Raw genomic sequence first — 21,243 nt, 5'->3', positions numbered from 1 at the left:
GCGGAAAGCGCAGCCATGAGCGAACATTTGGCGCGTGCGAGTCTACCGGAGCCGGGTACCGCTCTCAACCGTCACATCCCGGGGTTTGCTTCACACTCTTCCCCGAAATGCCTGTCGTAGCAATAAAACAAGCTGGAGATGGTGTTGCAAGAAACAGGGGGGACGCTAAGATTGTGTTCCGATGTTCACTATCGGAAATCCAATCGGATAATGACTCAACCGCAGCCACTCTTTCTTTCCGTTCAGAACCGGTCGGCCGCGGATGACCCGCTTGTTCATCAGAAATGACCTCCGCGAGTTTGCACTTGCGACACTGTCCACATTGCTTCAGGCAACATTGCGTCAGGAGTGACGCGTCAGGAGTGACACATGGCGAAATCAAAGGCACCGCGGAAACCGGAAGCAGCATCAAAAGAATCCAACGGCGTCCTGCAAAACGCTTTAGGGCAGATTCACAAGGCGTTCGGAGAGGGCTCGATTATGAAGCTCTCCGACACGGGGGCCGCTGCCGTCGACGGGATTTCGACCGGAGCTCTCTCTGCGGATCTCGCACTCGGCGGATCAGGCTTTCCCCGAGGGCGAATCATCGAGCTGTTCGGTCCGGAATCGAGCGGCAAGACGACATTGGCACTCCACGCCGTCGCCAATGCCCAGAAGGCGGGTGGAATCGCTGCCTTTATCGATGCGGAACATGCGCTCGACCCCGCCTGGGCCAAGCGACTGGGGGTCAATCTCGAAGAACTGCTCGTCAGTCAGCCCAGCTATGGGGAAGAAGGGCTGCAGATCGCTGAAATGCTGATCAAATCGAATGCCGTGGATGTCATTGTGGTCGACTCCGTGGCCGCACTGGTTCCCAAGGCGGAACTCGATGGGGAGATTGGGGAAAAGCACGTCGGTCTGCAGGCCCGCATGATGAGCCAGGCGATGCGAAAACTGACCGGCGTCATCGCCAAAGCCAAGACGACCGTCATCTTCATCAACCAGATCCGCGAGAAGATCGGCGTGATGTTCGGCAGTCCGGAAACGACTCCCGGGGGCCGGGCACTCAAGTTCTACAGTTCCTGCCGGGTCGACGTCCGCCGGATTGCCACCCTGAAAGAAGGGGATGAGCCGATCGGCATCCGCATGCGGGTGAAGATCGTCAAAAACAAGGTCGCCCCCCCGTTCCGCGTGGCCGAATTTGACATGCTGGGGAGTCGCGGCATCAGCCTGGAAGGGGACATTCTCGATCTGGCGACGACCGCCCGGATCGTACAGAAGAGCGGATCGTGGTTTACTTATGGCGACCAGAAGCTCGGCCAGGGTCGAGAGAAAGCCCGTCAGCTGCTGGAGGAGAATCCGGAATTGCTGGAGGAATTAAAGCAGAAACTCCTCGAAGCCAAGGACTTGATCAAATCCGCTGGCGGCGGCGGAGATGATGCGTAAGAATGGAATGGCTCGCACCGGGAGACATTTGCGGCTGCTGCGGGTGAGTCCCTCGCAGGGGTTGTTCCCGGTTCTGTCCCCCTTCGCGTTCTGACTTGGAACCTAGCATGACCCCCCGGGAAGTTCTGGCACTCTGCCGGCAGAAGGAGATTCAGGCCGTCGATCTGCGATTTATGGATTTTCCGGGGACGCAAAAGCATTTCACCATCCCGGTCAACACACTCACAGAGCAGAGCTTCGAAGATGGTCTCACCTTCGACGGCTCCAGCATTCGCGGCTGGCAGGCGATCAACGAGAGCGACATGCTCGTGATCCCCCAGCCCGAAACCGCCATGGTTGATCCGTTCATGCGGGCCACTCTGGCGATGACCTGCAACATTCAGGACCCGATCACGCGCAAAGATTACGCCCGCGATCCCCGCAACGTGGCCCGCAAGGCAGAAGCTTATATGCGGTCCACCGGCATCGCCGACACCGCCAACTTCGGCGTGGAGCCGGAGTTCTTCGTCTTCGACAGTGTGCGCTACGACCAGAACGAACACGAGGGCTATTACCATATCGATAGCGTCGAAGGAGAATGGAACCGTGGTCGCGAGGGACGGGGCCACAGCATCCGCCGACGGGAAGGCTATTTCCCGATGCCACCCGCGGACACGCTTCAGGATCTCCGCACCGAAATCATGCTCGCCTGTCAGGCCTGCGGCGTGGAAGTGGGGGGGCAGCATCACGAAGTGGCCACCGGCGGCCAGTGCGAAGTCGACCTGAAGTTCGGCCCGCTGTTGATGGCGGCCGACAACCTGCTCCGGTTCAAGTACCTGGCGCGCAATGTGGCGGCGCGTCATGGCAAGACCACAACGTTCATGGCCAAGCCGCTCTGGAACGACAACGGTTCCGGGCTGCATATGCATTTTTCGCTGTGGAAGAACGATCACACCCTCTTCGCCGGCTCCGGCTACGGGGGACTGAGCGAGCTCGCCCTCTCGGCGATGGCGGGGATCCTGAAGCACACCCCGGCGTTGTTCGCTTTCTGCTGCCCGACGACCAACAGCTACAAGCGGACCGTTCCAGGCTTCGATGCACCAGTGAATGTGACCTACAGTTTCCGCAACCGCTCGGCTGCCATTCGGATTCCGGTGCACACCTCTTCGGTCGACACCAAGCGGTTCGAGTACCGCTGCCCCGATCCGACCTGCAACCCTTATCTCGCCATGTCCGCCGTGCTGATGGCGGCACTCGACGGGATTCAGAACCGTCTCGATCCCGGAGCGCCGCTCGACAAGGATATCTACGACCTCTCACCGGAAGAGATGGCCGAGCACCGCAAAGTCCCCTCGTCATTGGCCGAGGCCCTGCAGGCGCTGCGCGATGATCACGAGTTCCTGCTCCGCGGCGACGTCTTCACGGAAGACGTGATCGACACGTGGATCTGGTACAAGGAGACTCACGAAGTCAACGCTCTGCGCGAACGCCCGCACCCTTGGGAATTCGCGATGTACTACGACATGTAGTCGGAGATTCCGGGAGGGATCAAGCCTCCCGTTGCGTTCCAACGGTTGATCTGGCCGGCTGCGCCACGCTGTGTCGCGAGTTGAATTCTTGGCCGATTGCGCTGCGCAGCCAAGAAGAGAGATCCCGCTTCAGCATCGACCGGTGTCGCCTGCCCCGAACGCATCCGGCAGAAACGAGTCAAGCAGTATGGCATCCTCACTGCATTCCACACGGGTGCTCTCGCGCGCCGCTGGCAGCAACAGCGTCTCACCCTTCACGAGCTCGATGCCGCCTGCGCGGACCTGACCGGCAAGAACGACCAGAATATGCATTCGCTCATCGTGCGGCAGTTCGAAGACCGCCGGACCGGTATGACGGTGGATGACGAAGTAGGGACAGACCACCAGCTCTTCACCCCCTCCCGGAAGAGGTCGTGGAGTAACGGGAAGCACTGGACCGGCCGAATAGTCTGTCACCGCTAACCCGGCTTCGAGGTGCAGTTCACGCGGTCGTCCTTGCGCATCGAGTCGCCCCCAGTCGTGTAACCGGTACGTGGTGTCGCAGGTCTGCTGGATTTCTGCGATCAGCAAGCCCCCTCCCAGGGCGTGAACCGTCCCGGGGGCCAGATAGATGCAATCTCCCACCTGCGGATGATATCGGTGCAGGCACTGCTCGAAGCAATTCTCTTCAATGGCGGTGCGCAGCTTCGCGGCCGTGATGCCCGGCTGCAACCCGAGATACATGCAACTGTCCGGCGACGAGGCCAGCACAATCCAGGCTTCCGCTTTCCCGGAGACAATTTCGCCGGTTTTCCCGTCGAGAGAGTCGGCCGGGTGCACCTGCACCGACAATTGCCGATTGGCGTCAAGAAACTTGACCAGCAGCGGAAAACGGGTCACTGAAGCATGGCGCCCGAGCAGGGCCTGTGGCTGGCGGATCATCAGATCGCGAAGAGAAATCCCCGCCAGGCTCCCGTGACTGACCAGACTCGCATTGTCCGGGACGTCCGAAAGTTCCCAGCTTTCAGCGATGTCGGTCTGCCCCGAGCCTGCTTTATTGAGGACCTGTTCCAACTGCTGGCCTCCCCAGATGGCCCGCTTCAGAATCGGTGAGAATTTGAGCAGTTCCATGACAGACAACGTCTCCAGACCTTCCTCGAACTCAATCGGGTAGTTAGCGATCTGATTCACCGGGCCGAGCGACCTTGCGCCTCAGAGCCTACGAACTTCCGTCGTCCGGTTCCATATCTACGCCCTGCGACACTCACACACCGACCACAACGGATCGGTCAACAGCCGCCCTGTCGTTTCGATTCAGCCGCCGAATCCAATTGAACCTGGAGAGCACCGCTGTTCCCCCCTGGTCCCATGCGAAGACGTGAATCCGATCCCGGATCGTGTCAGATGCTGCATTATTATGCTCAATCGGAATCCCGGCCGGGAAACTGTCAGAAGAATCGGGACTTTTGCTGATTGAAATCTCACCAGCCTGACCCGTACTGATCGGCAATCTTTGATTTCATGACCATTTCTTCACCGGGCGGCACAAATTCTGAAATGGCGGTTTGCGACGGTCCCCGGAATTGAAGAAACTCCAGCCGGAATCGCTGATGGTTTCCATCGTCACGCCCCTCCACCCCTGCATCACGCAGTGCTGAAGACGTGTCCACGGAACACCCGCCGACTCCACTCACGAAACTGCAGAGTGAGAGGCAGCCCGCACCCTGCTCTGCGCTCGTCTGGACCTGCCGGAGTCCTGAACTCCGCTCTGAAGAGGTGGAAGCTTGTCTGAATCGATGCAGCCCGGCGCGGAAGATCTCCGACTCGCCTCCGAAGCCACGCGGGGCGACGGAGCCAACTGGAAGCGTTGGGGAACCTATCTGGGAGATCGGCAGTGGGGCACCGTCCGCGAGGACTACTCTCACGACGGTGAACCCTGGCATCACTTCACGCATGACCAGGCCACGTGGCGGGCCTACCGGTGGGGGGAGGATGGCATCCTCGGCTGGACTGACCGCCAGTGCCGGCTCTGCTTTTCGATCTCCCTCTGGAACGGCAAAGACCCGATCCTGAAAGAGCGCCTGTTCGGCCTGAGTGGTCCGGAAGGGAACCACGGCGAGGACGTCAAAGAGTGCTACTACTACCTCGATGCCCTGCCGACACATTCCTATGCGCGTGGGCTCTATAAGTATCCGCAGGCGGAATTTCCGTATCAAAAGCTCGTCGAGGAAAACCTGCGACGGTCCCGGCTGCAAACCGAGTACGAACTGACCGACACGGGAATCTTTGATGACAACAAATATTTCGATGTCTCGGTGGAATACTGCAAGGCGGCCCCAGAAGACACGCTGATCCGGATCACCATCGCCAACCGGGGCCCCAAGGCCGCGACGCTCCATCTGCTGCCGACCTTCTGGTTCCGCAATACCTGGTCTCAGCCGAATTCGCTCGAAGCCGATGTCCCCAAGCCCTCACTGACGCAGGTCGAAGACGGCGGCTTGCTTGCCGAACATGCCACACTCGGCAATTACCGGATCTGGGCCAATCGCCACGGCAAAGATCCCGCCCCGAACTGGCTGTTCACCGAGAACGAAACCAATCCCGCCCGGCTAGCGCATCCTCGCGGCGAGAAGGGGGGATTCAAGGATGCCTTCCACCTTTATCTGGTGCACGGCATCAAGCATGCCATCCACCCCCAGCCGTCGGGAACAAAAGCCGCAGCACATTACCTGCTGCAGGTGGCGGGTCACTCCGAGGTGCAGCTGCAGTTGCGAATGGCCCCCGCCGACCAACAGCTGACGAATCCTTTCGGAGAATCCTTTCAGGAGATCTTTTCCAAACGTCTGCAGGAAACGGACGAGTATTTCGAACGGCAGTGCGGATCCGGACTGACCAACGACGAACGCCGTGTGATGCGTCAGGCGAGTGCCGGCCTGTTCTGGACCAAGCAGTTCTATTTTTACTCCATCGACGACTGGCTGAAGCAGACGACCCGTCCCCCCTACAATCACAAAGTCTCGCCCGCCCCGCGGAACGCAGACTGGGGTCATCTCGTCAATCGCGATGTGATCTCCATGCCGGACAAATGGGAATACCCCTGGTACGCCGCCTGGGATTCGGCGTTTCATGTCATTCCCTTTGCCCAGCTCGACATCGAGTTCGCCAAGGAACAGCTCATCATGTTCCTGCGCGAGTGGTATATGCACCCCAACGGCCAGATTCCGGCCTACGAATGGAACTTCAGCGACGTCAATCCCCCGGTGCATGCCTGGGCCTGCTGGCGAACCTATCAGCAGACCGGCGAGCCCGGAAAACGGGATCGGGTCTTTTTGTCGCGTGTCTTTCAGAAACTGCTGCTGAATTTTACCTGGTGGGTGAACCGCAAAGACGTTCGCGGCCGCCACATTTTCACCGGAGGGTTTCTGGGGCTGGATAACATTGGAGTGTTCGACCGGTCGAAGCCGCTGCCGACCGGTGGTCACCTGGAGCAGGCCGACGGCACCGCCTGGATGGCGTACTATTGCTCCAGCATGCTCTCCATCGCGCTGGAACTGGCCGACGGAAATCCCGCCTACGCAGACACCGCGTATAAATTCTTCGCGCATTACATCTCAATTTCCGAAGCGATGAACTCGCTCGACGGCTCCGGGCTGTGGGATGAAACCGACGGTTTCTATTACGACCATATCTATGTGGATGGGCGGAGCATGCCGGTCCGCATCCGCTCGATTGTCGGCCTGATTCCCCTACTGACGGTCGATGTCCTGTATGAACGGGTCATTAACCAGCTCCCCGAGTTCCGCAAGCGGGTGCAATGGCTGCGAACGCATCGCCGGGATCTCGAATCGTTCATGACATTCATGGATCGGAGCGAGGACGAGCAGTCCAAAGGGCTCTGGCTGCTGGCGGTCCCGACCCGGCAGCGGCTGGAGCGGATGCTGTCCTACCTGCTGGATGAGCAGGAGTTTCTTTCGCCCTACGGGATTCGTTCCCTGTCCAAATACCACCAGGACCACCCCTTCCGATTCAACGCCGACGGGGAAGAGATGGTCGTCCGTTATGTGCCGGGGGAATCGGAAACCAATATGTTCGGGGGGAACTCGAACTGGCGGGGCCCGATCTGGTTCCCGCTCAACTATCTGATTGTGGAAGCCTTGGAGCGCTACCACGAGTTCTACGGCGACACCTTGAAGGTGGAGTGCCCGACCGGATCTGGCAATCTGCTCAATCTGGGACAGGTTGCTCAGGAAATCCGCCGCCGACTGGTGCGGCTGTTTCTTGTCGACAGCGTCGGGAACCGGCCCAGCTATGCACGGAACGAGCGGTTCCTGAATGACCCTCACTGGAACAATCTTGTGCTGTTCTACGAATACTTCCACGGCGACTCCGGACGTGGACTGGGCGCCAGTCATCAGACTGGCTGGACAGCGCTGGTCGCTCCCATTCTGGCTCAGATCGCCCGGTCACGCGCGGAGGTCCGGCGAGAGTGACCTCCCCTCCATGTGGTCGCCGCGCGTGAGCATGATGTTCGGCAGGAAATGCCCACGTGTCAGCCGGTAGGCCGCGTCTGAGACTGGCCCGAGGTGACCACAAAAAAAGCCCGAACCAGTGAAAACTGGCCCGGGCTTTTTGTGTATGACCGCGACGCGATTACTTGGCCTTGCTGCCAGCGGCTTCCGGAGTGGTGGTTGCCGGAGGCGTTTCGGTCTTGGTTTCGGTCGTTTCCGTCTTGGTTTCGGCGGGCTTTTCAGGAGCCGGAGCCGGCTTCGGCGCACAACCCAGTGTGCAAACGGTCAGGCTCAGAACGGTCATCCAGGCGGCAAAGCTCTTCATCGACAGTTACTCCTCAGTGGTTTTGACTGTGGTGGGTCCAGTTGGGCTTGAGTTTACGGTCGCTTTCCCCCCTCCCGCAAGCGGTGCGAGCCGACTCGGCAGGGATTCGCAGGATTTTGGCACTGAGACGAACAGCGGGAGGGAAAATGACTTCCAGCCTGACAATTCGGGCAAGACAGGCTTGATGCACAAAGAGCCCTGCAACCAGAAAAACCGAAATAACCGTCAAATCTTCCCCAGACTCCAAATCGCTTTAACTCCCATCCCACGCCACGCCGATCAATCAGGATAACCGTCATCATCGGCACAACCGGCAGAGTCCAATTGTGCGCAGAAGGTGTACGGAGGGACATTCGAAGGGCCTTCCCGACGAATCGTCACGGGAACCACTTGGGGTGATTGACAGCAGGATGCTGGAGCAATCGATGAAATACGCACGTAAGCGTTGGCTGAAAATGGCGGCCCTTTGCCTCGGACTGACCGAGCCGGCCTGGGGACAGGCGGTGATCTTCCCGGATACGGGAGTCGTCCCGGAATCGATCGATTCCGAAGGATCGGTCATTGTCGCCGATGACGGCGCAACGGTCAGGATGGGCCGAAGCCCTTCCGGCAGCATCTCCGCTCCACCTGCCACCGTGCAGCAGTCGCAATATGTGGCCAGCCCCGAACAGTATCTGGGGTCTGTCCCACCGATGTTCCCGAATGCGACCGCCCCGATGGATGACGGGGTCGGCTTCGCCAACACCTCGCCGCTCGACCGCATTTTGTGGCGGGCCGGACGGGTCAACATGGACCAGTACGGGATTCAGGGGGGGTACACCAGCCTGAACGCCTTTGTCCCGTTGGCGATCGAGAGCGATTCAGCCCTCTGGTTCACCAATCCCCGCGTGAACATCGATGACTACGGCCGTGGCGGATTCAGCTGGGGTCTGGGACGTCGTTTCTATGTCCCGGACGAAGACCGTGTCTACGGGGCTTCGTTCTGGTGGGACTACGATGCCGGACACATGTCCGAATACCATCAGCTCGGGGGCAGCTTCGAGTCGATCGGACAGTACTTCAGCCTGCGTGGAAACTTCTCGATTCCAACCGGGGATACCACCACGAACTTCGGCGCCGTCAACGGAGCCACCCAGTTCGTCGGCAACCAGATCACCGTCCTGCGGACCTACTTCCAGGAAAAGGCCTACGCCTCCTACGATACGGAAATCACGACGCCGCTCCCCCTGCTGGGACGCTACGGCTTTGACCTTGGTCTGGGGGCCTACTACCTCGGTGCCGACCGGGCCGACGACACGGCCGGTTTCAGCAGCCGCATCCAGGCACAGATCACCGAAGACTTCTGGATGAACGGGATCTACACCTATGACTCCATCTTCAAGTCCAACTTCTCGCTGAACTTCGAATTGACCATGCCGGACGGCATGCCTTCCCGCTGGTTCCGCCGTGCTCCGGTCTCGTCCTACCTGACCCAGAGCGTGCTGCGTCGTTACCGTGTGCCGGTCGCCCGCCAGTCCACGACGTCGGATGTCGTGGTGACCGCTCCCAACGGAGACGACTTTGTCATCGCGGTGATCGACCCCAACTACATTCCGGCTCCCGGTGTCACACCGGACGGATCGTTCGCCAATCCGTTCCCGTCTGTCGCCGCCTACATGGCCAATGCGCCGGATGTGCGTGACGACTTCAACCTGATTTACGTTCGCCGTCGCAACGACGCGTCTGACACCAACCTGAACACGACAATCTCACTGCTCGATGCTCAGGCCCTGTTCGGGGACGGCGATCTGCCGAGCGGCGGACGGCCGACGATCAACACCAGTGTCGGGGTGATCACCCTGCCCGGAACCTCCGGGGCTCTGCCGCTGCTGACCAACAGCGCTGCCGCCGGGATGGACGTCATCACTCTGGCGAACATGAACGAAGTCGGCGGCTTCACGATCGACGCCGGAAACACCGCCAGCGGCATCGCGGGTGCCAACATCGACGGCTTCAACATTCACGACACCGTCATGCGGAATGTCGTGCACGGGATCCACATCACCAGCGATACCTCGCCGATCTTCGGCAGCTCCAGCGAAAACTACGGCATCATCAGCAATAACACGATCACCGGTTCAGGCTTCGGAGCCAATGCCGGGATCAGCCTGGAACACACCGACGGCCTCCTGAACCTGCTGATCAGCAACAACACCATCACCGGCTTCCGGGGTGAAGACACCAACGGAAACGGCGTGCTGAACAGCGGCGAAGACAAGGACGGCGACCTGCTGCTGGACCGCGGCTACGGCGTGCATGTCGTGGCGAACGGAGCCGGAGCTGAAATCAACGCCAACAACTACACCTCCACCACCGCGCCGACCGGGATTCTCAGCAATGTCGTCACCGGGAACGGCACGGGTGTCAAGGTGGAAGCCAACAACAGCTCGCTGGTCACAGCTGCCCTCACCGGCAACCAGTTTAATAACAACCTGGATGCGGATGGCGCGGGCTTCGTCGGCTCAGCCGGCAGCAACGGCAATCTGACAATGAACGCGTTCTTCAGCAACTCGTTCAACAACAATGTCGGTGACGGCGTGCAGCTGCTCTCCTTCACCGGCGGGACGGTCAACCTGACCGACAACGAAGATGCGGACAACGACGGCATCCTCGACGCCGGTGAGGACGCCAACGGAAACGGTCGTCTCGATCTCGGCTTCGCCAACAACTCGATGATCGGCAACGACAACAATGGCTTCTATGTGAATGCCGACGGCGTCGGGAGCACGGTCACCGCCTTCATCGGGTCGATCGGTTCCGGGAACGTCATCAGCGACAACGGCCGCCTCGAAACCGTGGGGAACACCACCACCGCTCGCGGTAACGGCGTTTACCTGACCACGGGTGCCGGCGGTGAGGTGAACGGTGCCATCGACGGCAACCTGATCAGCCGCAACGCCCAGTCGGGCATCACCATTGCTCCCGATGCCGGAGTGGTCAACCTCTCCTCCATCAGCGGCAACACCATTACCAACAATGGATTGGTCAACGGCAACCCGCTGCCAGCTGGCGTCACCGGGGGCGATGCCATCGTCTACGCCCCCTCGAACGGCGGTTCCTTCAGTGTCACCTCGTTCAATAACAACATCATCCAGCTGAACCGTGGAGCGACCATTCGCGTCAGCGGCAACGGCGGGATTGTGAATCTCGGGACAATCGAAAACACGATCTTTGACCGGAGCGTGGTCGGTACCGAGGGGATCGTCTTCGACGTCGACAACGCGACGATCACCGGGGTCGTTCGCAACAACATCTTCCTGGGATCGACGAACAACGCCAATCTCTCCTTCGGTATCGGGGGTGAAGTCCGCGGTGGAACGATTGATCTGGCTATCCAGAACAACCTGTTCGACACCAACGCCGAAGCAGGCATCGGGTTTGTCTTTGACAACTCCAACAACGTGGTTCCTCCGACTCCCGGTACCCCGATCGGCGGCGAAGGGGCGCAGGCCAGCCTGCTGATCACCGGCAACGAGTTCATCCGGACGTATGACTCCGCCGGAACCGAATTCAATGGTTCTGCAATCGCGATCCATATGCGGGGCGAACAAACCGACGTCGGCGTTCCGCCCGTCGATCCCACCAACGTCACTCCGACCGCTTCGCGACTGGAAGCCGTTATTGCCGAGAACCTGATCGGCAGCCTGACCGACGTGTCGCGAGGAAATGCCGGTTCCGGCATTGACATCCAGGTGGGCGGCGACACAGCGATTGCGGACCTGGCCGGGATCGGCAGCCCGATCGACAACCCACTGTTCGGCGGTGTGATTATCGGGACCGATGCGGGCCTGCCCTATGCCGGCAACATCATTGCCAACAACCAGCTCAACGGTGTGACGATCAATCGCACGCAGAATGCGGCCATCGACAACCTGAGCATCGGCGGCAACATCATCCAGAACAACCTGGGTGACGGGATCTCCATCGATGCCAGCGGCGGTGGACTTCTGTACGGCGTCCCCAGCGTGCTGAACTTCGAAGTCAGCGGCAACCAGATTGTCCGGAACGGGTTCCTGTCCGATGGCACCGCAGCGGATCCGTTTGACGGTCGCGGCCGCGGGATCCAGATGCGGGCCGGCAACGACGTGGTGCAGGGAATTGACATCACCAATAACCTCATCAGCAATAACCGGCTGAGCGGTATCGAAGCCCGGACTTACACCAACAGCCATTCGTTCTGGGATTCGACTTACACCACTCGCGACAGTCTGCTGTCCGCTTCCACCGTCGGCAGCAATGCGGTGATCTTCGGAAACTGGTCCGAAAACATTATTACCGCCAACGGCTACCTCGATCCGGATGACCGCACCGCGGCCAACAGTCGTGCCGGACACGGGATCGCCCTGGGTCGGGTGGACATGATCGATCCGGACAATCCTGCCGAGATCATCGAAGGGTTCAACAACGGCGGCTATATGATCGGCGGTTCACCGGTCCTGCTGACGATCGACAACAACGATATCAGCAGCAACGCCCTCGACGGGATCCATGTCTACCTGGATAAGACCCAGGCCTTCTCGACCGTCACGGGAACAACCCGCACCACACTCATCGATATCACGAACAACAACATTTCGCTCAACGGTAACAACGGTCTGGCCGTCCATGCGACGACGTTCTCCACCTCCTCGGTGTTCAACTTCAACCAGAACATCGTCGACGGCAACGGCGTCTACAGCGGCCTGGATACCGTCTCCCAGGCGGGTGGAAACGTGGTCGGTGTGATCGGCGATGGGATCGAAATCACGACGGGGGCCGGATCCACGCTGGTCTTCAACGCCGCCCAGAACCGGATCACCAACAATGCCGGTCGGGGAGCGAACCTGCTGACCGCGTTATCAGCCTACTCCACCTACAACTTCAACGAGAATTACATTTCGGGCAACAGCAGGGAAGGCTTTTACCTGATCAATGCCCCGTTCTATGAACAAGTCCTGAACCGTCAGGGATTGCAGCAAGGGATTTATAACTCCGGATATACGACGGACTCCTGGCTGGCAGACTTCGACAGCAACCACGAAATGTTCAACTACGGACACTTCTATGGGCCGGCGGTCACCGAAGCAGGCAACGATCCGCCACCGGCCATCCTCGCTCCCTTTTTCATCAACTACAACCAGAACGTTCAGTTCGCAGCCCCTGTCACCGACCTGGTCTTCACCAACAACATTGTGGATAACAACGGTGGCGTGGTGCCCGATTCGGATGGCGAAGACCCCTACACGACGATCGGTGGCTTTGTGCTCCGCGTCGGAACATCGACTCAAGACCAGTCTGTGGTCTACCCGACTCCCTCTGTTCCGAATCCCTACATCGCTGGGGGTGTGAGAGCACTGGTCACCGGAAACCGGATGTCTGGAAACTATGGTGCAGACGTCTACATGGATGGCTTCGTGGCGACGGAAGCTCCCAACGTGAGTGTCCTCCCCGACCCGCTGATTCGTATCGACCTTGTGTTTGAAAACAACCGCGGGGGATCGATCGACGTCGGGGGAACGAACTTCCAGGTCTTCTACGAAAACACCGGACCGACCCTGGGGGGTGGAACCAACGTCAAGCGGCCCAATCCTCCCTTCGCAGACGCCGATGTTCTGCGGGATGCAACCCGCGACCTGGGAGATCTGGGCATCGGAATCTTCCCCGGCTTTGGCCTGCCGACCCTCCGGATCGAAGAGAACGGGTCTGCACCAGATGCCTTCGGCAACTACATTGGCAACAACCTGTTTAACGTGATCTACTCGGACTTCAATCCGTTCCAATGGCAGTCCATGCCCGATGGCACACTGCTGCCGGTCCCGCCGTTCCCGGTCTACTAGAACAGATTGCTCTCCGTCACTTCAGCAAAAAAGGCCCTGGCAACTTGCCGGGGCCTTTTTCATTTTCTGACCTTCAATGAGAGAGGGCGATTGCTACGTCGATCCCGCTTCCCCCTCCGCAGCCCCCTCTTCAGGAGTGAACTGCGGTAGAATGGGGCGTCGTTCCGGATAGAGATGGAAGACTGGCAGATCGGAATCAATTTCCCGCAGACCAATGACTGTTCCGGTCGGTGTTCCCAGAACAATGCGGTCGGTGCGATCATTACTCACCCGGAGGGTGTAGCGTCGCAGATTCAGGCTGCCGATGAATGCCCCGCTCGCCCGATCCAGAATGACCAGATTCCCTTCAATGTCCGAGCCATAGATGCGTGAGTCGCTGGCCGCCACAAATTGCGTGATCGAAGGGTTGTGCCACAGCGATTGCCCAACGGTCGTCGACAGCGACGTGATCCCTTCCCGGTGAGGAATGACAAAGACCTGCTTGCCGATCACCCGGGGCTGCTGACGAATGGGAGTTCCACTGGAATACATCCACTGGACCCGACCGGTCAACGCGTCGAGGCAATACATCCGGGCATTGAGGTCCGGAACATACAGTGACTGATTCGAGAATCCGATGGGGGTCCGGATCTGGCCATCGGTTTCGAACTGGTAGCGGAGTTTTTTGTCTTTAGCAGTCATTCCATAGACGGCACCCGTTTCGGTTCCGAAGCAGACCACGTTTCCCAGAGGAATCGGGGTGGACACAATTTCCTTCGGTGCCTTAAACCTCCAGACGAAGGCCCGCTCCGTCCAGAGCGGCAATTTGCCTTCGACAAACAATCGTCGAATCTTCGCCAGGTCGTAGACATACACACTGCCATCCACCGCGCCGATGTACACGCGGTCATTGTCAATCGCGGGTGATGCGGACGGGTGCACCGGAACTCGCAGTTCCCACTGCACAGCCCCTGTGATCTTGTCGAGCGAAAAGACATTCATCCCGATCGACACCAGGGCTCGGTCATCGTTGGCCGAAACCGGAAAGGACTGCTGATCAGGCTTGCTCAGCATCTGCGCCCAGAGCTGCCGCCCGGTCTCACCCTGAAAGGCGGTGATCATGCCGGAATTGGCCTGACCGTAAACCAGCTGTTCATCAACCGTCAGATACTGCAGCTTGTCGCGATGCGGGTCGAGAACACATTGTCCCCACCAGCTCATGGTCAACCCGAGTCGATTCAGCTCGGCTTCATTGGGAAGCATCCCCTGCTGGGCCTGGACCGCAGAAACGGCCAGACACACAAGGGCGAGCGCGGGCCAGACCAACCTGAGTTTCAACATGGCTCGAAGTCCGAAGTTGACGAAAATGCGAACTGCAATGATGACGCCGCGACCGGGCCCGATTCGATGCTAACCGCGCCAGGAACCGCTCGCACGCCTGAATGCAAAATCTTGAGATGAAATCGTCGATCTTCGGCGGTAACAATGGTCTGACCCGCTCACCCCGAACGGGACGGTGAATCTTCTGACAGCGAGATCGCATAAACCGCTTGTCCGCTTCGAGCCTACCACGCACAGGCGCTGCAATCGTCGCGACCGGACCTCGGTTCTCCGGGCAGTGAAACCGACCGCAGGGTCGATCCCTGCATCCACCGGAGCGGCGGGGCGTTGCGATCGACCTCCTTCAGTTGCCGAGTCGCAGCGTTCTCGTGAGCAGCAGCCACGGATGCCTGATCCGCTTCGCGACTGACCCGCTGGCGGGCCCCCCGCTGGGGGGAGTCGAAGAACCAACCTGCTCGAAGAGCATTTTGACTTCTGAGAGATCCCTCTTCGCCGCGCGGAAATCAGCATTTCCCCCTTCGAAACGCTGGCCCCGCGAGCACTCGAACGGGCAATCTATCCTAGAAGCGGGCGCGACGTTGCGAGAGGTACTGCACCAGCGCTTTGTCGAATCGCATGCTGGTGTCGAGTTCGACGTAATCGATCCCGCTCGCGCGGCAGACCGACTTGTAACGCTCCCGCAACTGGCTGATGGCATCGAGATAATCGGCGCGGATTCCGGCGGCGTCGACGGTCATCAGTTGTCCCGATTCCGGATCCCGCAGTTCGCACATTCCGTCGAAGGGAAAATTGACTTCTGCTTCATCCAGAACGTGAAACAGAATCAGGTCGTGACCGGCGTAGCGCAACATTCGCAGAGAATCGATGACCGGCTCGGGATCGCACAGCAGATCCGAGAAGATCATGAGCAGCCCTTTATGACGAATCATGGGGGCAAACTGCCGCAGACATTTCGCCAGTTGCGTCTGACCGGTCGGCTGCGCCTTGGCCAGCAGCGCGAGAATGTGTCCCAGCTGCGTCCGCTGGCTGCGCGCGGGCAGACTGTTGCGGATCTGCTCATCAAACGTGACCAGACCGACGGGGTCCTGCTGGTGCACCATCATGTAAGCCAGAGCAGCCGCCAGACAGATCGAATACTCGAACTTGGTCAGATCCTGACGGTAGGTATAGGCCATGCTCTCCGACAGATCCATCAGCAGATAACCGGTGATGTTGGTCTCGGCCTGATACTTCTTGACGTAGTACCGATCCGTCTTGGCATAAACGAGCCAGTCGATATCGTGAGGATCGTCCCCCTGTGAATAGCGGCGATGCTCACTGAACTCGACACTGAACCCCTGAAACGGGGAAGCGTGCAGACCACTGAGGAATCCCTCCACAATGAACCGGGCGCGCAGATCGAGCCGCGCCACATTGCGGATGACTTCCGGTTTCAGGTAACTCTCGGCAGAGGGCATGAGCGGTCTGATTGAGTCCAGTGACGGGAACAAGCGGTTTCGATTATCGTGCAATCATCCCCATTCGAACAGTCCGGGAAAACCCGCCCTCCCTTCACGGGATTCCTTGTTGTCCATGAATCCGAGTTCCATGCTGCTTCCGGTTGATCCCCGACTCCGTCGACTGCTCTGGCTGATCCTGGGAGTGGGACTGGGACTTCGTCTGCTCGCTGCCTGCGGCCTGCAATACCTGCTCGAGACACACTGGCACCGGGATTTTCTCATTCCGGGGGATGCCGAAGGTTACTGGGAACTCGGCCAGCGGATCGCCCGTGGGGAAGATTTTTCCATCTACTCCCCTCCCAGGTTTGTACTACGGATGCCGGGGTTTCCGGCGATCCTGGCACTCTCCATACGTCTGTTTGGGGAGAGTCTGTTTGCGGCCCGTCTCGTTTTGGCGCTTCTGGGGGCGAGTGCCTGCTGGCTGGCGTTTCTCCTCGGCCGACAGGCATTCGGAGAAAAAGTGGGAGTCATCGCCGCCGCGTTGACGGCGATCTGCCCGGTGTTCGTGATGTTTTCCGTCATTGTGTTGAGTGAAACCAGCTTTGCCGTGACGCTTCTGCTGGGGCTCATGGCCGGACAGCGGCTGTACGATCTGCTGCAACGCCGGGCGGGCCCCGGACCGGTCATCCTGCAGGCAGCTCTGACCGGAATTGCCATCGCTGCAGGATGTTATATGCGTCCCAGCTGGATCATGGCGGCTCCGATTTTTGCTGTGCTGCTGACGCTGTTCTCGCCACGTCGACTGGCAGGAGCGGCGGCAGGGGGGCTGGTCATTGGCTCGATGGTGCTGGCGCTCCTCCCCTGGGGAATCCGCAATCAACGGGTCACGGGACATTTCAAACTGACCACGTTCTGGATGGGTCCGAGTCTGTACGATGGCCTCAATCCGGAGGCGACGGGAGACAGCGACATGCGGTTCTTCGATCGCGAAGGGCTGGGACGGCAGATGAGCGAATTCGACGTCGACCAGCATTACAAACAGCGGGCAATCGACTTTGCCCGGGAAAATCCGCGACGGACCGCGGAACTGGCGGTTGTGAAGCTGTGGCGCTATCTGAAGCCGTGGCCGAATGCGTCAGAGTTTGGGAGTCTGTGGATAAGTCTTTTGGTGGGTGGATTTTACATCCCGATGCTTTGTCTGGCGGGCTGTGCCATCTGGAGTGGCCGGGCCGGGATTTGGTCTATCGCGGTTTTTGCCGGTCCTATACTGTATTTCGCCGCGTTGCATCTGTTTTTCGTCAGTTCCCTGCGATACCGGCTGCCGGCAGAGTATCCCCTGCTGATCCTGTCCGCCGCGGGGCTGAAGTGGCTGTGCAGTCCGACCCGTCCGGGTACGGGAACGCGGCTCTGAGTGGAGCCTGAAGCGGGCACTCCTCGGCAGGCAAATGGCGTCGCCGCGAGCGGAGTGCTTCGAATGGAGTCGTCGATCAATGTCGTGGGATGGAATCCGCGGGACGCTGCAGTGGATGCTGCTGCTCTTCATCGTCGGCACAGTTGCCGTCGTGGCGGCGGTATTCCGTGGCTGGTCCGCGAAGGACGCCCTGATCGCACAGGGAGCTCACGAACATCTCTCGAAGGTCTTTCCGGACAGCGACATCGAGTTCGAATCCGTCGGATTCACGGACTCCACACATCTCCAGTTCAACCAGTTGCGATTTCTCGCAAAGGGGACCCGCCAGCAGTTGCTGCACATTCCCCGTGCGGTCATCGAAATCGATGGACCGATCCTGCAAAACTTCCATCGCATCACCATTAGCGAAGTGACGCTGCACAATCCCGCAATCACTGTCACACGCACAGCGGACAATGTCTGGAACTGGAGTTCCTTCCGCGTGATCCCCCCACCGGAAGATGCCTCACCACGCTTCGTGCTCCGAAACGGCTCTGTTGAAATCGGCCTGCAGAGCGAGCGGGGGGGAGAATTTCAGACCGCCCAGTGCAGCCAGATCAACCTGGTTCTTGATCCAGAAGCTCATCAGCGTTTTCAGATGGACCTGAATCTGAAAGCAGAAGGGGTCGGCCCGGTCCACGTGGCCGGACTGGTCGACAACGAGCAGGGAGAGCTGCGGCTGACGGGACAGGCAAACGAACTTCATCTGGGTGAACCGCTGTTCGATCTGGTCAGCCAGTTTGTCCCGCGGCTGCGACACGAACTGGCCAAAGTCCGGGCGACCAATCTGGCACTCCGGACCCAGATGCAGCGGGCGGTCCCCATCCGGACCGCTTCGACATCCGAAACCCTCGACATGTCGCTGCCGAACAGTGACGCACCCGATTCCCAATTGATCCGGGCCGATGCCGCTGTCACCTTTCATCTGGAACGGAGCAGCGAATCGGCGCCCTTCACCTACCATGTGACCGCCGATATCCAGAACGGAAAAATCTCCGACGCCCTGCTGCCGATTCCCCTGTACAACCTCGAAGGCCACTTCGATGTCACCCCGGGGCAGATTCAGATTCAGCAGCTGAAAGCCTCCAACGGAGCCAGCACGCTGTTCGTCGACGGCAAACTCGCGCGGACGGAACAAAGCTGGATGCCGAACTTCGCGCTGCGGGCCACAGAACTGCAACTCGACCAGCGGATGCGCGGTTGCCTGCCACCGGACATCGCGAGTGTCGTCGACATGCTCAATCCCTCGGGTACATTCGAAGTGGATGTGAGCCTGAAGCAGGAGCCGGGGGAAGCGCTGCAGGTCAAGCTGCAGAAGTTCTCAGCCCTCGATTGCCGCGCTGTGTGTGACTACTTCCGGGTTCCCGTGGAACATATTCGGGGAGATGTGCGTCAGGAAGGAAAGACGTTTCATCTCGACATGCAGGCCGAGGTCACGGGCTATCCGATCACCTTCGGCGGAGTCATCCAACTGGAAGAGGGTGCCCCGACGGTCCTGGTGAAAGTCGATATCCCTCAATTACCGATCGAACCGGTGCTGGTTCCCGGGCTGCAACGGGACGACCAGAAAGCGATCCGCGAGACGCTGCAGCAGCTCCGCCTGACCGGCATGGCAAAAAACACAGTCGTCACGGTGCAGCGCAGCCCGCGCACAATGAACAAGGTCAAGCTGTCTGTCGAAGGCCACCTCGAAAACGGCACGCTCAATTACACACTCTTTCCGTATGAAGTCACGGATCTGCAGGCCCATCTGGTTTATGATGGAACCAGCCGGGACACCTGGATCTTCGACGGTCTGCAGGGTCGTCACGGTGAGGCCCGCTTCACCGGACAGGGCGCCTTTGATCTGGAAGATGGTCCCGGGCAGCTGATGCTCGATCTGTCGCTCACTCACATTCCGCTCGACAGCGATCTGGAACGGGCCGCCAGCAAAGCCTGTCCCCCACTCGAGGCGATCTGGAAAGACTTCGGCATCCGGGGGATTGCCGATGCCCAGCAGCTGGAAATCGACTGGAGTCACGCGACCGGAACTCAGGTCGCTGTCCGGAACATCCAGTGGAAAGACGGCGCACTCCATCCGAAGCATTTCCCGTTTCTCTGGGAGAACATTGTCGGAGTGCTCGACTGGGAGAACAACCGGCTCAACATCCGCTCGCTGAATGGCTGGCACGGAGAAACGTATTTCGACATCAAGGGAGTCCAACCCGGCAGTGCTTTTGTGCATCTGCCGGCAGCGAGTGATCCCAAAGTCTGGCAACTGCATTTCGACAACCTCAACATCGCCAAACTCAATCTCGATGATGATCTGAAGCGGGCGCTGCCGGTCGAAATCACCGACGCCCTGAAGGCGATCGATCTGCGGAGTTCCCTGGAGTTGCTGCAACTTCGACTCGATGTGATTGGCTGGCGGGGGAAGGATGATCAACAGCCGATCACCGCCGCCTGGGCCGCGCGGACAACACTGCGGAACAACACGATGAATCCGGGCATCGAAATGACCGGTATCAACGGTCGGTTCGAAGTGCTCAACGGCTCCTGGAACGGCAAACAAGTGCAGATGGAAGGCTTTGTCGAGCTCGATTCCCTGAACGTTCTCGGACAGCCCTTACAGCGGGTCGAAGGTCCCCTGCAGATCTCGGGAGACCGGGTGCTGATCGGGACGCCCCGGTTCTCCAAGGATGTCGTCATCCATCAGGAGAACAATCCCCACCGCCAGAAGACGATGAAGGCTGAACTGTATGGGGGGGGAGTGCAGCTCGATCTCGAAGTGGTGCTGCCGGCTGGCAGCCTCCCGCCCGTCTATCGGCTGGAGCTGAATGCTTCGAATGTCGAACTCGCCGAGTGGGCAGCGCTGCAGAACCCTCCGATCCGGTCCGTGATGGGGAAGGTGGCCGCCCATGTCGAAGCGAGTGGCCGCGGGGACTCCGGCACCGCCACATCGGGAACCGGCTGGGTGCAGATCATGCCGGCCGCCCTCTATGAGCTCCCGGTCTTCGCGCAAATGTTCGCGATGCCGACCTTCCGCGGTGCCTCGAATACCGCCTTCACCTATGCCGATGGTGAGTTCACACTCCGGGACGGGAAATTCGACTTCTCGAAGATTCAGCTGTGGGGTGACCTGCTGGGACTGGTTGGCAAGGGAGAGGTCTTCTACGCCGGTCCGAATCAATCCCAGTTGCGTTTCGACTTCTATTCCAAGGCGAACAACCAGACTCCGCTGCTGAAGCCGCTGATCAATTATCTCAGCCGCGACTGGATCTGGGTGCAGGTGACCGGCACGGTGCAGAATCCCTCTCCGGTCATTCAACCCCGCATCGGACTGCTCGACGCCGCGGTCAAAGATCTGATGGGAGCCATGGAACAGGGGGCTCCTCCCAAAGCCACCCGGCTGCCACCCACAACTGGCGGACGCTGATTCAACAGCCCGCGAGTAT

The 21,243-nt window shown here is 59.6% G+C and carries 10 protein-coding genes; 6 read left to right on the top strand and 4 right to left on the bottom strand.

The annotated features are described in order from the left end of the window. Positions 1–369 precede the first annotated feature (369 nt). The gene (recA, locus tag SH664x_RS02120; protein WP_437204633.1) at positions 370–1,425 is read left to right on the top strand and encodes a recombinase RecA; all 1,056 of its coding nucleotides are present in this window, start codon (positions 370–372) and stop codon (positions 1,423–1,425) included. Positions 1,426–1,532: 107 nt separating this feature from the next. Beyond that, complete coding sequence (gene glnA / locus SH664x_RS02115; protein ID WP_437204631.1) at positions 1,533–2,933, top strand: type I glutamate--ammonia ligase; 1,401 nt, start codon at positions 1,533–1,535, stop codon at positions 2,931–2,933. 129 nt (positions 2,934–3,062) lie between these two features. Here glnA and SH664x_RS02110 read toward each other — a convergent pair whose 3' ends face one another. Continuing rightward, positions 3,063–4,103: a type I phosphomannose isomerase catalytic subunit gene (locus tag SH664x_RS02110; RefSeq protein ID WP_437204629.1), complete on the bottom strand. Its 1,041-nt coding sequence runs from the start codon at positions 4,101–4,103 to the stop codon at positions 3,063–3,065. A 605-nt stretch (positions 4,104–4,708) separates the two neighbouring features. Between SH664x_RS02110 and SH664x_RS02105 the strand changes: the two genes are divergently transcribed. Continuing rightward, the gene (locus tag SH664x_RS02105) at positions 4,709–7,402 is read left to right on the top strand and encodes an MGH1-like glycoside hydrolase domain-containing protein (RefSeq protein ID WP_437207172.1); all 2,694 of its coding nucleotides are present in this window, start codon (positions 4,709–4,711) and stop codon (positions 7,400–7,402) included. Between the two features lie 160 nt (positions 7,403–7,562). Here the strand turns inward: SH664x_RS02105 and SH664x_RS02100 are convergent, their stop codons facing one another. Beyond that, entirely contained in the window at positions 7,563–7,745 is a 183-nt protein-coding gene (locus SH664x_RS02100; RefSeq protein WP_437204627.1) for a hypothetical protein, read from the bottom strand. A 425-nt stretch (positions 7,746–8,170) separates the two neighbouring features. On the opposite strand from SH664x_RS02100, the gene SH664x_RS02095 reads away from it, so the two are divergent. Further along, positions 8,171–13,600: a beta strand repeat-containing protein gene (locus SH664x_RS02095; RefSeq protein ID WP_437204625.1), complete on the top strand. Its 5,430-nt coding sequence runs from the start codon at positions 8,171–8,173 to the stop codon at positions 13,598–13,600. A 93-nt stretch (positions 13,601–13,693) separates the two neighbouring features. Here the strand turns inward: SH664x_RS02095 and SH664x_RS02090 are convergent, their stop codons facing one another. Together SH664x_RS02090 and SH664x_RS02085 are read right to left on the bottom strand one after the other, a co-directional pair. Next, positions 13,694–14,920, bottom strand: a complete 1,227-nt coding sequence (locus tag SH664x_RS02090) for a PQQ-binding-like beta-propeller repeat protein (protein ID WP_437204623.1) — start codon at positions 14,918–14,920, stop codon at positions 13,694–13,696. Between the two features lie 560 nt (positions 14,921–15,480). Next, positions 15,481–16,377 (bottom strand): DUF58 domain-containing protein, encoded by an 897-nt coding sequence (locus tag SH664x_RS02085; RefSeq protein ID WP_437204621.1) that lies wholly within the window; start codon positions 16,375–16,377, stop codon positions 15,481–15,483. 115 nt (positions 16,378–16,492) lie between these two features. On the opposite strand from SH664x_RS02085, the gene SH664x_RS02080 reads away from it, so the two are divergent. Both SH664x_RS02080 and SH664x_RS02075 read left to right on the top strand, forming a co-directional pair. Further along, positions 16,493–17,770 carry an ArnT family glycosyltransferase gene (locus SH664x_RS02080; protein WP_437204619.1) on the top strand — a complete coding sequence of 426 codons (1,278 nt, stop codon included), beginning with the start codon at positions 16,493–16,495 and terminating at the stop codon, positions 17,768–17,770. A gap of 79 nt (positions 17,771–17,849) precedes the next feature. Continuing rightward, positions 17,850–21,224 carry a hypothetical protein gene (locus tag SH664x_RS02075; protein WP_437204617.1) on the top strand — a complete coding sequence of 1,125 codons (3,375 nt, stop codon included), beginning with the start codon at positions 17,850–17,852 and terminating at the stop codon, positions 21,222–21,224. Positions 21,225–21,243 lie beyond the last annotated feature (19 nt).

Origin of the sequence: Planctomicrobium aquicomposti (assembly GCF_051466325.1) — a bacterium.
GTDB lineage: Bacteria > Planctomycetota > Planctomycetia > Planctomycetales > Planctomycetaceae > Planctomicrobium.
This window is presented reverse-complemented; position numbering and strand designations above follow the sequence as displayed.